General features: G+C 54.8%; 15 protein-coding genes. 8 read left to right on the forward strand and 7 right to left on the reverse strand.

Annotated elements, in window-relative coordinates; all coding sequences use genetic code 11:
* Positions 1-27 precede the first annotated feature (27 nt).
* Both Z948_RS0112845 and Z948_RS18500 read left to right on the forward strand, forming a co-directional pair.
* Complete coding sequence (locus tag Z948_RS0112845) at positions 28-1,116, forward strand: NAD(P)/FAD-dependent oxidoreductase (RefSeq protein ID WP_025059968.1); 1,089 nt, start codon at positions 28-30, stop codon at positions 1,114-1,116.
* Positions 1,117-1,156: 40 nt separating this feature from the next.
* On the forward strand, positions 1,157-2,326 hold the full coding sequence (locus Z948_RS18500) for a hypothetical protein (RefSeq protein WP_025059969.1): 1,170 nt from the start codon (positions 1,157-1,159) through the stop codon (positions 2,324-2,326).
* A gap of 377 nt (positions 2,327-2,703) precedes the next feature.
* Here the strand turns inward: Z948_RS18500 and Z948_RS18105 are convergent, their stop codons facing one another.
* Complete coding sequence (locus Z948_RS18105) at positions 2,704-3,252, reverse strand: hypothetical protein (RefSeq protein WP_025059970.1); 549 nt, start codon at positions 3,250-3,252, stop codon at positions 2,704-2,706.
* Between the two features lie 78 nt (positions 3,253-3,330).
* Here Z948_RS18105 and Z948_RS0112860 point away from each other — a divergent pair, with 78 nt between their 5' ends.
* Positions 3,331-3,903 (forward strand): Crp/Fnr family transcriptional regulator, encoded by a 573-nt coding sequence (locus Z948_RS0112860; protein ID WP_025059971.1) that lies wholly within the window; start codon positions 3,331-3,333, stop codon positions 3,901-3,903.
* Between the two features lie 381 nt (positions 3,904-4,284).
* Positions 4,285-4,722 carry a hypothetical protein gene (locus Z948_RS0112865; protein ID WP_025059972.1) on the forward strand — a complete coding sequence of 146 codons (438 nt, stop codon included), beginning with the start codon at positions 4,285-4,287 and terminating at the stop codon, positions 4,720-4,722.
* Between the two features lie 401 nt (positions 4,723-5,123).
* Here the strand turns inward: Z948_RS0112865 and Z948_RS0112870 are convergent, their stop codons facing one another.
* The 5 genes from Z948_RS0112870 to uraH form a co-directional block, all read right to left on the reverse strand.
* Entirely contained in the window at positions 5,124-5,516 is a 393-nt protein-coding gene (locus tag Z948_RS0112870; RefSeq protein ID WP_025059973.1) for a tyrosine-type recombinase/integrase, read from the reverse strand.
* An 88-nt stretch (positions 5,517-5,604) separates the two neighbouring features.
* The gene (locus Z948_RS0112875) at positions 5,605-5,949 is read right to left on the reverse strand and encodes a RidA family protein (protein WP_025059974.1); all 345 of its coding nucleotides are present in this window, start codon (positions 5,947-5,949) and stop codon (positions 5,605-5,607) included.
* Between the two features lie 40 nt (positions 5,950-5,989).
* Positions 5,990-6,793, reverse strand: a complete 804-nt coding sequence (locus Z948_RS0112880; RefSeq protein WP_025059975.1) for a phytanoyl-CoA dioxygenase family protein — start codon at positions 6,791-6,793, stop codon at positions 5,990-5,992.
* Between the two features lie 71 nt (positions 6,794-6,864).
* Entirely contained in the window at positions 6,865-8,100 is a 1,236-nt protein-coding gene (locus Z948_RS0112885) for a urate hydroxylase PuuD (RefSeq protein ID WP_025059976.1), read from the reverse strand.
* A 37-nt stretch (positions 8,101-8,137) separates the two neighbouring features.
* Positions 8,138-8,491 carry a hydroxyisourate hydrolase gene (gene uraH / locus Z948_RS0112890; protein ID WP_025059977.1) on the reverse strand — a complete coding sequence of 118 codons (354 nt, stop codon included), beginning with the start codon at positions 8,489-8,491 and terminating at the stop codon, positions 8,138-8,140.
* A gap of 128 nt (positions 8,492-8,619) precedes the next feature.
* On the opposite strand from uraH, the gene puuE reads away from it, so the two are divergent.
* Positions 8,620-10,032 carry an allantoinase PuuE gene (gene puuE / locus Z948_RS0112895; protein ID WP_025059978.1) on the forward strand — a complete coding sequence of 471 codons (1,413 nt, stop codon included), beginning with the start codon at positions 8,620-8,622 and terminating at the stop codon, positions 10,030-10,032.
* The gene (locus Z948_RS0112900; protein WP_025059979.1) at positions 10,029-10,514 is read left to right on the forward strand and encodes an ureidoglycolate lyase; all 486 of its coding nucleotides are present in this window, start codon (positions 10,029-10,031) and stop codon (positions 10,512-10,514) included. Before puuE ends, Z948_RS0112900 begins: the two co-directional genes overlap by 4 nt.
* Here Z948_RS0112900 and Z948_RS0112905 read toward each other — a convergent pair.
* A complete protein-coding gene (locus Z948_RS0112905; RefSeq protein ID WP_025059980.1) occupies positions 10,511-11,503 on the reverse strand; it encodes a type I glyceraldehyde-3-phosphate dehydrogenase in 993 nt (330 codons plus the stop codon). The genes Z948_RS0112900 and Z948_RS0112905 overlap by 4 nt on opposite strands.
* Positions 11,504-11,873: 370 nt before the next feature.
* Here Z948_RS0112905 and Z948_RS0112910 point away from each other — a divergent pair, with 370 nt between their 5' ends.
* Both Z948_RS0112910 and Z948_RS0112915 read left to right on the forward strand, forming a co-directional pair.
* On the forward strand, positions 11,874-13,154 hold the full coding sequence (locus Z948_RS0112910; RefSeq protein ID WP_025059981.1) for an alpha/beta hydrolase: 1,281 nt from the start codon (positions 11,874-11,876) through the stop codon (positions 13,152-13,154).
* Positions 13,155-13,244: 90 nt separating this feature from the next.
* The gene (locus tag Z948_RS0112915) at positions 13,245-14,765 is read left to right on the forward strand and encodes a mechanosensitive ion channel domain-containing protein (protein ID WP_037952421.1); all 1,521 of its coding nucleotides are present in this window, start codon (positions 13,245-13,247) and stop codon (positions 14,763-14,765) included.
* The last annotated feature ends 40 nt before the right edge of the window (positions 14,766-14,805 follow it).

Raw genomic sequence — 14,805 nt, forward strand, 5'->3', positions numbered from 1 at the left:
GCAAGCCCCCCAAGAAGGTTGAAAATCATGTCACAGAAAATTGCCATTGTCGGCGGCGGGTACGTAGGCGCCGAGCTTGCGAAGTCTCTCGACGACACCGTGGAAGTCACATTGATCGAGCCGCGCAGTCACTTCGTACACGCGCCGGCCATGATCCGCGCCGTTGTCGACCCTTCGCTGCTGGATCGCGCTCTCATTCCCTATGATCGGCTGCTCACGAACGGCAGGGTCATCGCGTCCAAGGCAAAAGCCATAGACGCGAAGGGGGTCACGTTGGAGGACGGTACTCGGGTAGAGGCGGATCAAATCGTTGTTGCCACCGGATCTGGCAACGCGGTGCCCTTCAAGCCTCAAGGCTCAGATATTGCGGACCTCAAGGCAGACAATCAGCGTATTCACCAGCAACTCAAAGCGGCGCAGAGTATCGGTATTGTCGGGGCGGGCGCGGTTGGCACCGAGCTTGCGGGTGAAATCGCCCATGCCATGCCCGACAAGCAGGTGACGCTGATCTCTAGCGACGACAGTTTGTTCCCGACGATGCCGTCTAAACTGGGCCGTTCGCTTGCTGCGAAACTGCGCAAGGCTGGCGTCACGCTCATTCTTGGCCAGATGGCGGAAAACCTGAAAAGCTTGACCAAGCCGTATACGGGCCCCCTGCAACTCGCCGATGGGTCACAACACGACTTCGACCTAATCTTTCCGGTTATCGGATCGCGTGCAAATTCCGAGCTGCTTGAAGCCCTTGCCGGTGTCGAGAAATCGACGGCGAACCGTATCAAGGTCGACCCGTGGATGCGCCCGTCTGCTTTGCCAAACGTGTTTGCGGCCGGTGATGTTGTGGATGCGGGCGACGCGATGACCATCGTGGCCATCAGCCGCCAGCTGCCATGGCTCAAGGCGACGCTGACCGGGGTGGTAGAGGGTAAAACCGTCGAAGACATGAAGCCCTACAAGCCCTGGGGCAGTAAGGCGCTGATCCTTGTGCCGCTTGGTCCCAAGCAGGGGAATTCCTTCCTTGGGTTTTTCACCGCAGGGGACTTCCTGACCAGCAAGATGAAGGGCGCGGACCTATTTCTCCAAAAATACGCAAAGCTGCTGAACCAGTCTGAAAGCTGATCAGCTCTCTACCTAACCAACTCTTCCAAAAGGAAAGACCATGAAAATCTCCCGAAGATCCCTTTTGACTTCAACCGCGTTCGGAGCGGGCTTCCTGCTTGTGCCTGGCTTGCGCTCCATGGCCAGTGCCCAGACACCAAAATTCGTCATTGGCAATTACGAGGCTCCGGGCCTTTTTGATCAGGCCGCGCAGGAAGTTGTGACCGACCGCGACGACGCCTATCACAATGACGCAAACCCGCGCCATTACGAGTGGTGGTATTTTGACCTCTTCACCGATACCGGATTGAAGGCAGCGGTGATCCTGATGGACCGCCCGTTGATCATGCTGGATAATCCAAATCTGCCGCCCATGATGATGTTGAACGTCGAACTCCCCGACGGCACCAACCGCGATTTTCAGGTGCCGTTCCCAGGTGTGGAGTTCATCGCATCGAAAGAGCATTGCGACGTAAAACTAGGCAACAACTGGTGTAAAGGCCGCTATCCGACTTGGCAGCTTCACGCAGAGCACGAAGATGTGGTTGTGGACCTTGAACTTGTCGCGACTGTTGAGTCCTGGCGTGCAGGATCTGGTGCGATGTATTTCGATGAGGCGCTGACGGTGTTTAACGCACATGTCGTGCCTGCGCCGCGCGCCGCCGTTAATGGCACCATTCAAGTCGCTGGCGAAACGATCAAAATCGAGGATGGCAAGGGCTACCACGACCACAATTGGGGCAACGCCGGTATCGAAGGTGTTCTCAAAGCTTGGCACTGGGGCCGTGCGGAATGCGGAGATTTCACACTGAACTTCTCATATATTCAACACAACTCGGATTATGGGAATAAGGTCGTTTGCAAGTTCATGTTGGCAAAAGGCAGTGAAATCCTGCTCAGCACGGGTGAATTCGAGGATAGCTTCGTTGGTGAAATCCATGTCGGCCCGCAATCCGGCAACGGCTGGCCTGACGGTTTCCTGATCGAAACGCCCTACAACGGTGACATCATCCGTATCGAGATTTCGGGCAATCACCTCTTGAGCGACGCGCGCCATTCCGAGCAGAAACCGAATGACGAAACCGCACAGCCTGGCTATCTCCGCCTTGGCGGCGATATCAAGATGACAGTGCCGCTTGCAAGCGGCATCGAGGTTGCAACCGGCAGCATCATTCACGAAATGTCCTTCTCTGAAGCGATCCCCAAAGCGGAGGCAAACTGGCTTTTGTAGGGCCAATCTGCCCCCCCTTGTGAGCATTCGTCGCAAGGGGGCGGTACCGGATGTCTGGATTGAAGCTTTGGAAGAATGAACATTTCGGCGCGAGGTGTGGAACGGTTGGTTTGGCGATTTGTTCATTGCACAATGCACAACTGCGCCAACAGCAGCTTCGGGCCGTTCCTCCTTAGGCCAAGGTCGGTTTTGAGCACATCACTGATATTAGAATAAGGGGCAGCATTTGGGTTTTGATGGGCATATGTCGCACACGTCTTTTCTGCCGGATACTTGCGACGGCCTGCTCTTGGCTGCTTGTTGCGTGGATCGGGGTGGTTTTGTCTAGTGCGGTTCAGGTGTTTGCCTTCTGGGCTGGTATAGCTATCGTTGCCAGCCTACTGTCGAACGTCCACTTCAGAGAAACGTGCCCAGTTAAACCCCACCAAAAGCGTTAGTAGCACTGCTAAGGTTGTTAGGGCGGATTTAAGAACTGTGGCTGTGCTGGCGGCATAAACCAATGGAACGGAAACCTCTGGCCAGTTCCAAATCATGGCCGCGATACCAAGGTTTTCGATATAATCAAACAAAGCACTACCAACCGAAAAGGCGATGCCAAAGCGGGCAAGTTTTCTGTTTCCCATGCGTTGCCCAAACCAGCAGATCGTAGCGATCAAAGTCACTGCAAGCATGGCTGGATAAACTGTATCCAAAGCGATCTGGTGACTTAGGTAATACGCGCGCCCTTCCATTCCTAACGCTTCAAGAAGCGCTGCCCCCTCTGTGGGGTCATAGCCGAGAGGGCGCATGTCAAAGGGAACATGCCCTGAGACCGTTTCGATATGGGCGAGTGTGATCTTAATCATCAACAAATAGATTGATGCAGCGATCAGCCCTGAGCCAACCGCAATTTTTCCAATATGCTTGGACAAATTTATATTCGTCATTTTGTAAACTCCTTGATCTGTGCCACACATGCCCTCAAGGGAAGTCACCCGCATTATCAATTGATAAGGCACGCCAAAATGGATCTACGGACATTTCTGATGCAGTCACCTTACCTGTCAGACATGGGGTGCGCCGACGATTTCGCATCCGATTGGAAACGATCACGTGTGAACAAGGGCGTGCACCTGACGCGGCAGGAACAACCTGAAACAGGCGAATTTGTTCTTTTGGAAGGGTGCATGGTGAGCAGCATTTGTGACCAAGATGGCAAAGAAGTTAGCGTCGGATTGTATGTAGCTCCCTGCGTTATCACGCCAAATATCGCTCGAACGCGCGACGGTGTGTCACTCGTGTCCATTGCAGCAACGTCCGATTCCCAGCTTGCAATGATCGACAGTGATCAGCTTTCAGATCGAATGATTTCATCCGAACCCATCCGAAATTGGGCCAACGGAGTCTTGCGGGACGCGCTAAGCCAGAAAGCAGATCGAGAATGGTGCCTCGCCGCTCTTAAAGGAGCGGAGCGGCTCACTTGGTTTCGCCAAGCATTCCCAGGCTATGAAGGCATCTTTGCCCATACGTTGATAGCATCCTTTTTGGGGATCACACCAGTCACAATGAGCCGTTTACGCGGCGGCGGCAAACACTAACAGGCAGCAGCCGTTCGTACGCTATGCAGTATCCGACAAAGGGGGCTCACACCCGCCGTTAGCCGCATTGCCGCGATCCTGCCAAACGACCTCAGACTGGCTAACTTGACGGCCCGTTGCGGACGTTCGTGTGAAACGCGTCTAAGGTCGGCTCTCAGCCCAAAGCGGACAAGGCCAAACGACAGCTTGGGCGGATTGCGTACCTTCGCTGCGCCCGCAATCGAAACTGAGCAATTTCACGAAAACGGACGCTCTGGGCTGCGACCCAGCTTTTTCGACGTGCAATCGCGGCGAAAGTCGCCAAAGAGCCCAGAGTGCCGGTTTGACTAAGCGCTTGCCTTAGTCCAAATTTGCGGCAGATCAATACAAAGGGAGTTGGGATTGTCTGATAAGAAACCCGATCAATTGGATGAGAAGATTGATCGCTTCGCCGAGAAGCACAAGTTGTGGCTTGTTATTCCGTTGGTGATTTTCGGCCTGATGGCACTCAAGAATCCAAGCGTTGGAATTGGTTTACAACTATTTTTCGTTTGGTTCTTTGTTTGGACCATCGGCAAAGTACTGAATGCTTTTAGTAGGTTGTTGCCAAAGTCGCTAACTCAATATCAACAAAAAGCAATTGATGAAGCAGCGGGCGCAACACTATTCTTTGGCGGCTGTGCCATTATCGGAATTGTCTTACGCAACGACAATTTTGTATCGGATTGGTTAGAAGAGAAGATGCCGGGCGGGATGAGCCTTGGGTTTATTGACCCAGTTTTTGCATCAGTCGTTCTTCTATGCATTTGGGTTTACACAGGATACCGCGTCAGCCGCTGAGGTGAAATTCTTCTACGGCAGCTAAGTCCGCGTAACAGACCTCAATACCTCAATAATGCTGCATCAACGTATCAACGTCTGCTTCAGGGAAGCTGCGTCGCAGCGTGCGGGGCCAACTCGAGCAGTATTTTTTGGCCGTTCGCGTGACTTTGCAAATCCCGCATTCTGCGCATAGCTGACCTTGGTGCAGACCGCAGCGAATGTCCGCTGGCCCTGATGGTTTCCGCCAAGCAGCTCCCATTTCCATGTCGAGCAGCGGGCGTTCTGGGCAAATTTCGGGCTGTCTTGTTTTTGGGGCTGGCAAAGTTCCATCACTTCGTTGAAGAGTTAAATCGTTCTCGCTTTGTAGGGCTCATTCTGGGTCCGCAAGGCATTAGCGCTCTACTTCTGCCTGCTTGCGGTCAGCCCAAATCTACCACAGAATTAGAGATGTTCCTGCCGAGCAGAAAACAAGCCCAAGCTTCCATCATCGCTCGTCGGCATTCCAGCATGTCGCTTCGCTGGTAGGCCTGCTCTACGTCTGAACCAATAAAGTGCGCCAGTGAGATTTCTGCCATATCACGAGGGAAACCTTGTTCCGCTGCCCACTGGCGAAAGGTAGAGCGTAGTCCGTGGGGCACTGCCGCGCGTTTGCTGCGTGGATCCCAAAAACCTGCGCGGCCTGACTTTATTTCGCTGTTCTGCATCCGGGGCATAACAGCGGAGATGCTCATATCTGAAAGCATCCCGCCACGCGGTGCGAAAAACACATAAGGGCTATCCGTCATTCGGGGCAGGGCGCGCAAGATAGCCATGGCCTGCGGTGTGAGGGGTACGCGGTTTAGAACGCGACATTTCCGATCTTGGCATGCTGCGTTTGAAATAACGCAGCATGCGGGCGCATCATTCGTCGTAGGCGGCGTCTACGATGATTTCTACTTTCAGCGCGGCACGGGCCAGTTTTGCCTCGCCGCACGCGCGGGCGGGGGCAAAGCCTTCGGGGACCCAGTCGTTCCAGATCTCGTTTAAACCAGCAAAGTCGCTCATATCAGCTAGCCAGATCGTGGCGCGCAGCATCTTTTCGCGGGACGACCCCGCCTGAGTAAGCAGCGCGTCGACACGGCGCAGGCATTCGACGGTTTGCTCTTGGATTGTGTCACCCTCGCCAACCTGACCACACAGATAGGCAACGCCACGGTGTTTGACGATTTTTGAGGTGCGGGCAGAGGTTTCGATACGTTCGATCATTGGGTGCCTTTCAAGCAGTGTTATGGGGGAGTATGGGGCGTTAATCGGCAGAGCCAATCAGCATCGGAAACCAGTCACGCCGCAGGCGCTGGCCTGCTTGCATCTCATGGCCGGGAAAGGGCGGTGAGGTCGGGCCAGGGCGTTCGACATAGCGCGCGTCATCGCCAACAAGGCGCAGCGAGAATGCGCGCCTGCGTGAGGTGCTATCGTTCCCGCGGGCGCCGTGAAGTGTCATATAGTTAAAGGCAACCGCGTCTCCCGGCTCCATCTCCCATTCAAGGATTTTCATGCCCTCGGCATCGGGGTCAGGTACTTGCATGTAGTCTTCTTCATTGGGGTAAAAACTGGTCTCGGCCAGCCAGCGGGTGGGCAGGATCGGCTTTTCCCACAGGTGCGATCCGGCAACGCAGCGCAAAGAGGCCGTTGTGACGGGGTCAAGCGGGGACCAGAAGCTGACGGTTTGCTGGCCCTCAACAAAGTAATATGGCCCATCTTGATGCCATGGTGTGGGTTTGGAGGTGCCGGGTTCTTTTACCAAAACATGATCGTGGAACATCTGAACGGTTTCAGAGCCCATCAGCTCGGCCGCCACGGCAGCGGCTGGGGATGATTGGATCGCCTCTGCAAACTCGGGAATGCGGGTCCAGTTGCAATAGTCGTCGAAAAAACGTCCGTTTTCACCCTCTTTGAGGTTTTCAGCGGCATAAGGGCCGGGCTCAGCCATGTTGCGCTCAACACCCGCGCGCAGTTGCTCTACTTGGTCCTTGAACAGCCCTTTGACCAGCACGGTGCCGTCACGCTGGTAGGTTTCGATATCTTGTTGGGTCAGGAGTGGGTGAGGCATTTTGTATCCTGTCAAAGAGTTGTTTTCGCCAAGCTAGGGCGAGGGTTTGAAACGACAAGCTGCGATTGGGTTCAATCGCTTTTTGCATTACGCACCCAAGCAACAATGGTGTCACGGTTTTCAGCACTCATGGTCGCAATGGCGTTTGGTGGCGGCATTGCGGTGCTCACGCCTGCGTGCAGGAATATCTGCTCTGCATATCGGGCGACATCACTAGGGGTTTCCAGAACAACGCCTTTGGGGGCCCATCTGATGCCGTCCCATGCGGGCTCGCGTGCATGGCACATTGAACAATTGCCCAGAACCACATCATAAGCTTCCTCAAACCCCTGTGCCGAGGCATATTGCTGCTCAAAGGGGGTAAGGTCGCGGGCCATTGCTTCTTCATAGGTGTCAGTGCCGCGCGCGGTGGAAAGCCATGCGATGAGGATCATCAGGATCGCCGTTGCCGCCCATGTCCAATGCGGCCCTGTGCCTGTGGCGTGCATGGTGTTGAAATAATGCCGAATAGTGACGCCCGTCAGAAAGATCAGGCTGGCGATGATCCAGCTATACTCGGTCGCAAAGGCCAGCGGGTAATGGTTGGACAGCATCAAAAAGACGACAGGCAGGGTGAGGTAGTTGTTGTGGGTTGATCGCAGCTTGGCGATTTTGCCGTATTTCGCATCGGGTTTACGGCCCGCTTTGAGGTCCGCAACAACGATCCGCTGGTTTGGCATGATCTGAAAGAACACATTGCCCGTCATGATCGAAGCGGTGAAAGCCCCCAGATGCAGCAATGCGGCGCGGCCTGTGAAGATTTGATTATACCCCCATGCCATCGCCACCAAAAGGGCAAAGAGAAGCAACATCAATAGGGTAGAGTGCTCTCCTAATTTGGATTTACACATGAAATCATAGGCGATCCAGCCAATGGTGAGCGAGCCACCAGAGATCAGGATCCCTTGGAACAGGCTTAGCTCGGCCTTGTTGGGGTCCAGCAAAAACAGCTCGCCGCCGACCCAATAGACGATCATCAAAAGGGCCGCGCCTGAAACCCACGTGATATAGCTTTGCCATTTATGCCAGATCAGGTGCTCGGGCATATTGTCGGGGGCGACCAGATATTTCTGGATGTGGTAAAAGCCGCCGCCATGCACCTGCCATTCTTCGCCAAAAACGCCGTTTGGCATATCGGGCGCTTTGCGCAGGCCAAGGTCCAGCGCGATGAAAAAGAAGGACGCGCCAATCCATGCCATTGCTGTCACGACATGCAGCCAGCGCACGCAAAAGGCGATCCAGTCCCAGATGATTGCAAGATCGTACATGGTTTACTCCGGAAACGGGGATTTAGGGCAAGGTGGTTTAGCTGCCACGATAGGTCGAATAGCCAAAGGGCGAAAGCAGCAAAGGCACGTGATAGTGCTGACCTTGGGACATGCCAAATCGCAGGGGGATGATATCCAAAAATCGCGGGTCTTCGGGGGGCGTTCCTGCCGCGTATAGATAGTCACCCGCATGAAAAACCAGCTCGTAAGTGCCAATTTCAAACAAGGTGGCTGGCAGTATCTGTTCATCGGTGCGCCCGTCTGCGTTTGTTTTGAGGGTCTTGAGGAAGGTTCGCGTTTCCCCCTCAATCCGAAACAGGTCAATTCGCACCCCTTGGGCGGGGCAGCCACGGGCCGTGTCTAAAACATGGGTTGTTAGATAGCCGCTCATTTTACCTCTCCTCGTGGGGTGTATTTTATGATCATACTGCTCCACAAAGCCAATGCACAGGTATCGCGTGACGGTTTTGTGTACTATTTGGGCCAAGGGCGAACGCCAGCAAAAAAGGAGAGCAGATCGTGCAAAGATATCCGCGTGATATGACAGGTTATGGGGCGACCCCTCCGGCGGCGAACTGGCCAAATGGCGCAAAAATTGCGGTTCAGATTGTGCTGAACTATGAAGAGGGCGGCGAAAATAACATCCTGCATGGCGATGCCGCATCCGAGGCCTTTCTCTCCGAGATCACAGGCGCCGCGCCTTGGCCGGATCAGCGCCACTGGAATATGGAATCCATCTATGAATACGGATCGCGGGCAGGGTTCTGGCGTGTTCATCGGATGCTCAGCGATCTGCCTGTAACGGTATACGGGGTCGCCACGGCCCTTGCGCGGGCGCCTCAGCAGGTTGCAGCCATGCAGGCGGCCCATTGGGAAATCGCCAGCCACGGCCTGAAGTGGGTTGAGCATAAAGACATGCCCGAAGAAGAAGAGCGCAGCCAGATCGCCCAAGCCATCCAGCTTCATACCGAAGTCACAGGCCAAGCGCCGCGCGGATGGTACACGGGGCGGTGTTCGAACAACACCATGCGGCTGGTGGCTGAAACGGGGCAGTTTGCCTATGTGGCCGATAGCTACAGTGATGATCTGCCCTATTGGGAGCGGTTTGACGGCAAGGATCAGCTTGTCGTGCCCTATACGATGGATTGCAACGATATGCGCTTTGCCATTCAGGCGGGCTATACGAACGGGGATCAGTTCGAAAGCTATCTAAAGGACAGCTTCGATTACCTCTATGAAGAGGGGGCTGCGGGCGCGCCCAAGATGTTGTCGATCGGGCTGCATTGTCGTCTGGTCGGGCGTCCGGGCCGTGCGGCGGCGCTGCGCCGTGCGATTGAATATATGAAGTCGCATGAGGATGTCTGGTTTGCCACACGCTTGCAGATCGCCGAGCATTGGGCCGCTGAGCACCCGCCAAAGGCACCGCTGCGCCCCTCCGAGATGGATCGCGAGGCGTTCATCGATCTGTTTGGTGGCATCTTTGAACATAGCGCTTGGGTTGCTGAAGGGGCCTATGGGTTAGAGCTGGGACCAACCCATGACAATGCGGCAGGTATTCACCAGATGATGGCGCGGGTTTTTCGGCGCGCGGATCAGGGGCAGCGGCTGGCGGTGCTGAATGCCCACCCCGATCTGGCAGGAAAGCTGGCGGCGGCTAAGCGGCTCACGGAAGACTCCACAGCCGAGCAAGCCTCGGCAGGGTTAGATGCGCTCACCGATGATGAGCGGGCGCAGTTCGTTGCGTTGAACGCGGCCTATACGGAAAAGTTCGGCTTTCCCTTTATCATAGCCGTCCGCGACCACAGCAAGGCATCAATCATGGACGCGTTTCAACAACGCATCACCCATGACCGCGACACAGAGTTTAACGAGGCCTGCAAACAGGTTGAGCGCATCGCCCAGTTGCGCCTGAACGAGGTCTTCAAGGCATGAGCCAAAGTATCAAAGTTGCCCCCCTCACAGCGGCCGCCTTTGCGCCCTTTGGCGATGTTTTAGATGCCGCAGGCCAGCCCGATAAGATCATTAACCAAGGCAAATGCGGACGGTTCCACGATAGGGCGCATCTGGATTTTGGCGATGGTCGCGCAGGCATCAGCCTGTTTCGCGGCGAGATGGAAACGCTGCCGCTAAAGCTTGAGATGGTTGAGCGGCATCCTGACGGTAGTCAGGCCTTTATCCCGATGTCGAACGACCCGTTTCTGGTTGTCGTCGCGCAAGACGTAGAAGGACAGCCCGTAGCCCCCAGCGCCTTTGTCACGGCGTCAGGGCAGGGGATCAACTTTCACCGTGGCACATGGCATGGGGTGTTAACCCCGCTGTCGGCAAATGCTCTGTTTGCGGTCGTTGACCGGATAGGAGCAGGGGCAAACCTGCAAGAGCATTGGTTTGACCAACCGTTCCTGATCGAGGCTTAGGGGGCGTGGCGTTTGGCCAATAGCCGCGCCATGTCGATCATCCGCGCGGAAAACCCCCATTCGTTATCGTACCAGCCAAACAGACGGAGCTGACGATCACCGATGGTTTGGGTTTCGGGCAGCGCAAGGATGAGGGATTCTGGCCGCTCGCGCATGTCGCGCGAAACACAGGGATCATTCGTGCAGCCTATCACCGCAGATTGATCAATCGTTTGTAGAATTGCGGCGTCAAGCGCATCGGGCAAAGCCGAGGACAGCTGCAAGGTGGCATCAATGGCCGAGACGCTCAGGCTGGGGACACGGACGGCGGCAACGCTGGTTTTTGCGCCAATTTGGGGCAGCAGTTTGGTCAGCTCCTTTGCCGCGCTGGTTGTGGTTGGCACCATTGATTCAGCACCTGCGCGGCTGCGCGCCAGATCTCCACGCGGCGCGTCAACCATAGGCTGGCTGCTGGTATAGCAATGGATCGTGCTCACATGCGCCGCCTCTATCCCGAATTGCGTGTCGATGAGTTTTAGAAGGGGCGCTATGGCATTGGTGGTACAGGAGGAATTGGAGATAATGCGCGCATCGCCAAGGGTTTCTTCATTCGCGCCCAACACGATGGCACGATCCGCAAATTCAGACGGCCCCGAGATCAAAACAGCACGGGCGCCCGAGCTTGACCCGCGCTCGGCGACCTCGCGTGAGTGCACTTTGCCCGTACATTCCAGAAAAACGTCACTGGCTGGCAGGTCGGCGCCGCTCAGCTCGGCCTTATCTGAAAACGGGATCAATCGATTGTTGATGCGCAGGCTGTTGCCTTCGATGGTTACATCAAAAGGCAAGGGGCCAAAGGTGCTGTCGTATTTGAAAAGATAGGCGCAGGTTTCTAACGGGGCGATGTCATTGATCAAGGCCACGTCGATATCCTGATGGGCGGGATCCGTTAGCAGCTGGCGCAGGATTGTGCGCCCGATACGACCGAAACCATTTATAACAACCCGCATGTCGTTTCTCCTGAAATTTGGCCCATCAAAGGGATGGCCAGCCTCTACAGGTTTGTTTGTTTTTTCACTATCTTTCAACCTGTTCCTTCCCTGACGCATCAGTGTTTTTGAATCCTGCGTTAGAAGCTTTGGCGCCTTAACCAAGACAATTGAAATGAGCCCCCAAAAAAGACCGCATAAGGGCGGCGGTGATCTGGCCCGTTTCAATAGGTTAACTGGTCACAATGGCGTGATAGTGGTTTCTTCTGATCGCTCTGGGACGGATACGGGACAGGCAATCCTTGATTTAGGGGCAAGTTAACTTAATGCTTGTTGAAGTAGCCTATCGGGTATCAAGGGGTCACTTAAACTAGGGCGTCATGTGAAAAATATGTTTGTTTCGACGTGGATCAATCTGCGAAATGCTCTGTTCATTGTTGTCCTGATTGGGGTTGGCGCCTGCAGCCCTGCGCGGGTTTTGGCACCGACGCCTAATATTTTTGGCAATGGCGCATATCCCGATGCCGAAATCTCGCAGGTGAACCAAACCAGCCTGCCTCGTATTTTCTACATGACCGACCGTCTGGCAGAACCGCAAGAGCAGGGCGTTACCTATGGTACGGAACGCTCTAGCCGCATGGTTTTTGGCGCCTCTTCGGTGTCTTTCGGCGATGATCTGGATTGGGCAGGTCTGCGTGCGGCCAGTGGCGAGATTAAGCGCCAAGAAAAGATCAAGCTTAACGTGGTGCAAAACCGTGAGATATTGAAGTTCGACAAAACACCGATCCCTTTTAGGGTTGTGAATGGTGAGCCGGTTCGAACCCGCGAAGCGATTGCGTCCTATACCGAGAAACGGGCGATATTCCAGAATGAGATCCGCAAGCAAATGCGCCTTGCTGGCCAGAATGAGGTCGTTATCCATGTGCCCGGATATAATAACAGCTTTGAGGATGGGTTATATTCGCTGGCCGATATCTGGCATTTTAGCGGACGGCAGGGCGTACCGATCTTATATTCATGGCCTGCTGGGGCAGGGGGATTGTTTGGCTATTTCAAAGACCGCGAATCCGGCGAGTTTACGATTTTTCATCTCAAAGAGTTCCTGACCCAACTGTCAGAAATTCCAGAGCTAGAGAAAATCCACATCGTTGCGCATAGCAGGGGCACGGATGTGATCACCACTGCTTTGCGCGAAATGATCATCGCGCTTAGAAATCAGGGGAAGAAACCCAAGGACGCGCTGAAGATTGCCAATTTGGTCTTGGCAGCCCCTGATTTGGACTTTGCTGTGGTACGCCAGCGCTTGATCGCCGAAGGCTTCGGCGCTGCGATTGGGCAAATCACGGTCTATATGAACCGCGGCGATACAGCCTTGGGGCTGGCGCAACGGCTTATGGCAGGGCAGCGATTTGGTCGGCTGACCCACAACAGCCTCAAAGAGGTCGACAAGGAGATTTTCACGCAGGTCAAAACGGTGAGTTTTGTAAATGTGGACGGGGTAAAGGGGCTGACGGGGCATGCCTATTACCGAACCAACCGAAATGTTCTATCCGATATCGCCAAGATCATCCGCGAAAGCGCACGACCGGGCACAGCGGCAAGGCCCCTCACACGGATTGAAGGTAATTTTTGGAACATGCCTGTCGGCTATCCTTATAACGGGGCTTTGTGACGGGCATAAAAGCCCCAAATGACCCAGCGCAAAATGCGCCAGAAAGACAGCGAGATGGTCGAGACTGCAATATGAGTGAAATGCACAAACATGGGATTTCTTAACGCTCTTGAAGCTCTGGTGGCGGGCCATCCGTGGTGGGCAGGAACCCTCATGTGTTGTCTTGCCGTGTGGTTGTTTGGCAGGCGGTTTTTTGTAGGTGCGGGGAAATCTGCGAAATACCCGTTGATGCTGGCCGTTGCGGATTTGGGTGCGGCGCCATTATTTGTGGCGTTGGTTGGGGCGGCGATATTGGCGTTTTTATCTGGGTTGGATGCGGCCAGACATGCAAGTAAGGCGCTGGTTTTATTTGTATTTTTCCTGTCGATTGCGTGGTGTTTTGCGCGGCTTCTTGAACTATCCTTGCTTTCCAAACGCAATCAGGACGACACTGGCTATCTGCCAGGTATTCAACGCGGGCTACTGTTTGGGCTTTTCTTATTTGCGGGCGTTGGCCTGTTCATGTTTGTCCAAGGCTATTCGATCACCGGCCTGTATATCTCAACGGGTGCGGTTGCCGCGCTGGTTGCCTTTGCCATGCAACAGACCTTGGGGGATTTGTTTTCCGGTATCGCGCTGAGCATCGAACACCCCTTTAAGCTGGGGGAATATATTCGTTTGGCCGATGGCTCTGAGGGGAAGGTGGTTGATGTGAATTGGCGTGCCACCCGTTTGCTGGCATGGGACAACACAACACTGGTCGTGCCCAATAGCGAATTGGCCAAACAGGGCATCACAAACCTGCATGGGGCAGATCACCCCTATGCGCCGTGGTATGAGGTGAAAGTCCCCGCCGAGGTCGACCCCCGCCTTGCCCAAGCATTGCTGCTGGAGGCGGCGTTGAAATGCAGCAAGATCATGAAAGATCCGCTGCCAACGGTGCGCTTGGCTGATGCTTCAACCGTGCCCTACACCTATATGGTTTGGGTGCATTTCCCGAATTATGTTTCAATGTTTGCAGGGCGCGAACAATTGTTTCAAGAAATCCACTATGCCCTCAAAGACGTGGGAACATTGGTTTCGCCAGATATCTACGAACACCACAGCCGCCAGATTGATCCGCAACCTGTCGAGCCACCCACGACGATGCTGGCCTTGCGCATGGTGGATATCAGCAAGTTCCTATCTGACGAAGAATTGGACGAGCTTGCCCAGCGTAGCACCCGTGAGGTTTTTGACGCCGGAACTGTCATTGCCACACAGGGGCAAATCGCCAATACCGTGGATGTTGTGCTGCACGGTGTCGTCAAGGCAAGCGTCGCCACCCCGTCAGGAAAGCCAACCGTGGTTGATCATCTCAGGTCGGGGCAGTATTTTAGCCTGACTTCAATCGTGATGGATACGCCGTCCTTTCTCAGCTTTACCGCCTCGACGAATGTCACGCTCATTCGGATCGAAATTGATGCGCTGCAAAAGGTTTTGGCCGCGCGACCTGAACTGCGCGATGAATTTGCCGCCATTTTGAAAAACAGGATGGATGCGGCACAAGATGCCCATCGCGCGGGCCCGATCGAAGACCGACGCCTCACGCTCAAGGATGTTCTAAAACGGGTTGAACACTGGCTCCAATAGGCTGGCCCTCCGTTCACGGCGTGATCAACTTTTCGACAGA

The organism is Sulfitobacter donghicola DSW-25 = KCTC 12864 = JCM 14565 (assembly GCF_000622405.1).
In the GTDB taxonomy this organism is placed as follows: Bacteria; Pseudomonadota; Alphaproteobacteria; order Rhodobacterales; family Rhodobacteraceae; genus Sulfitobacter; species Sulfitobacter donghicola.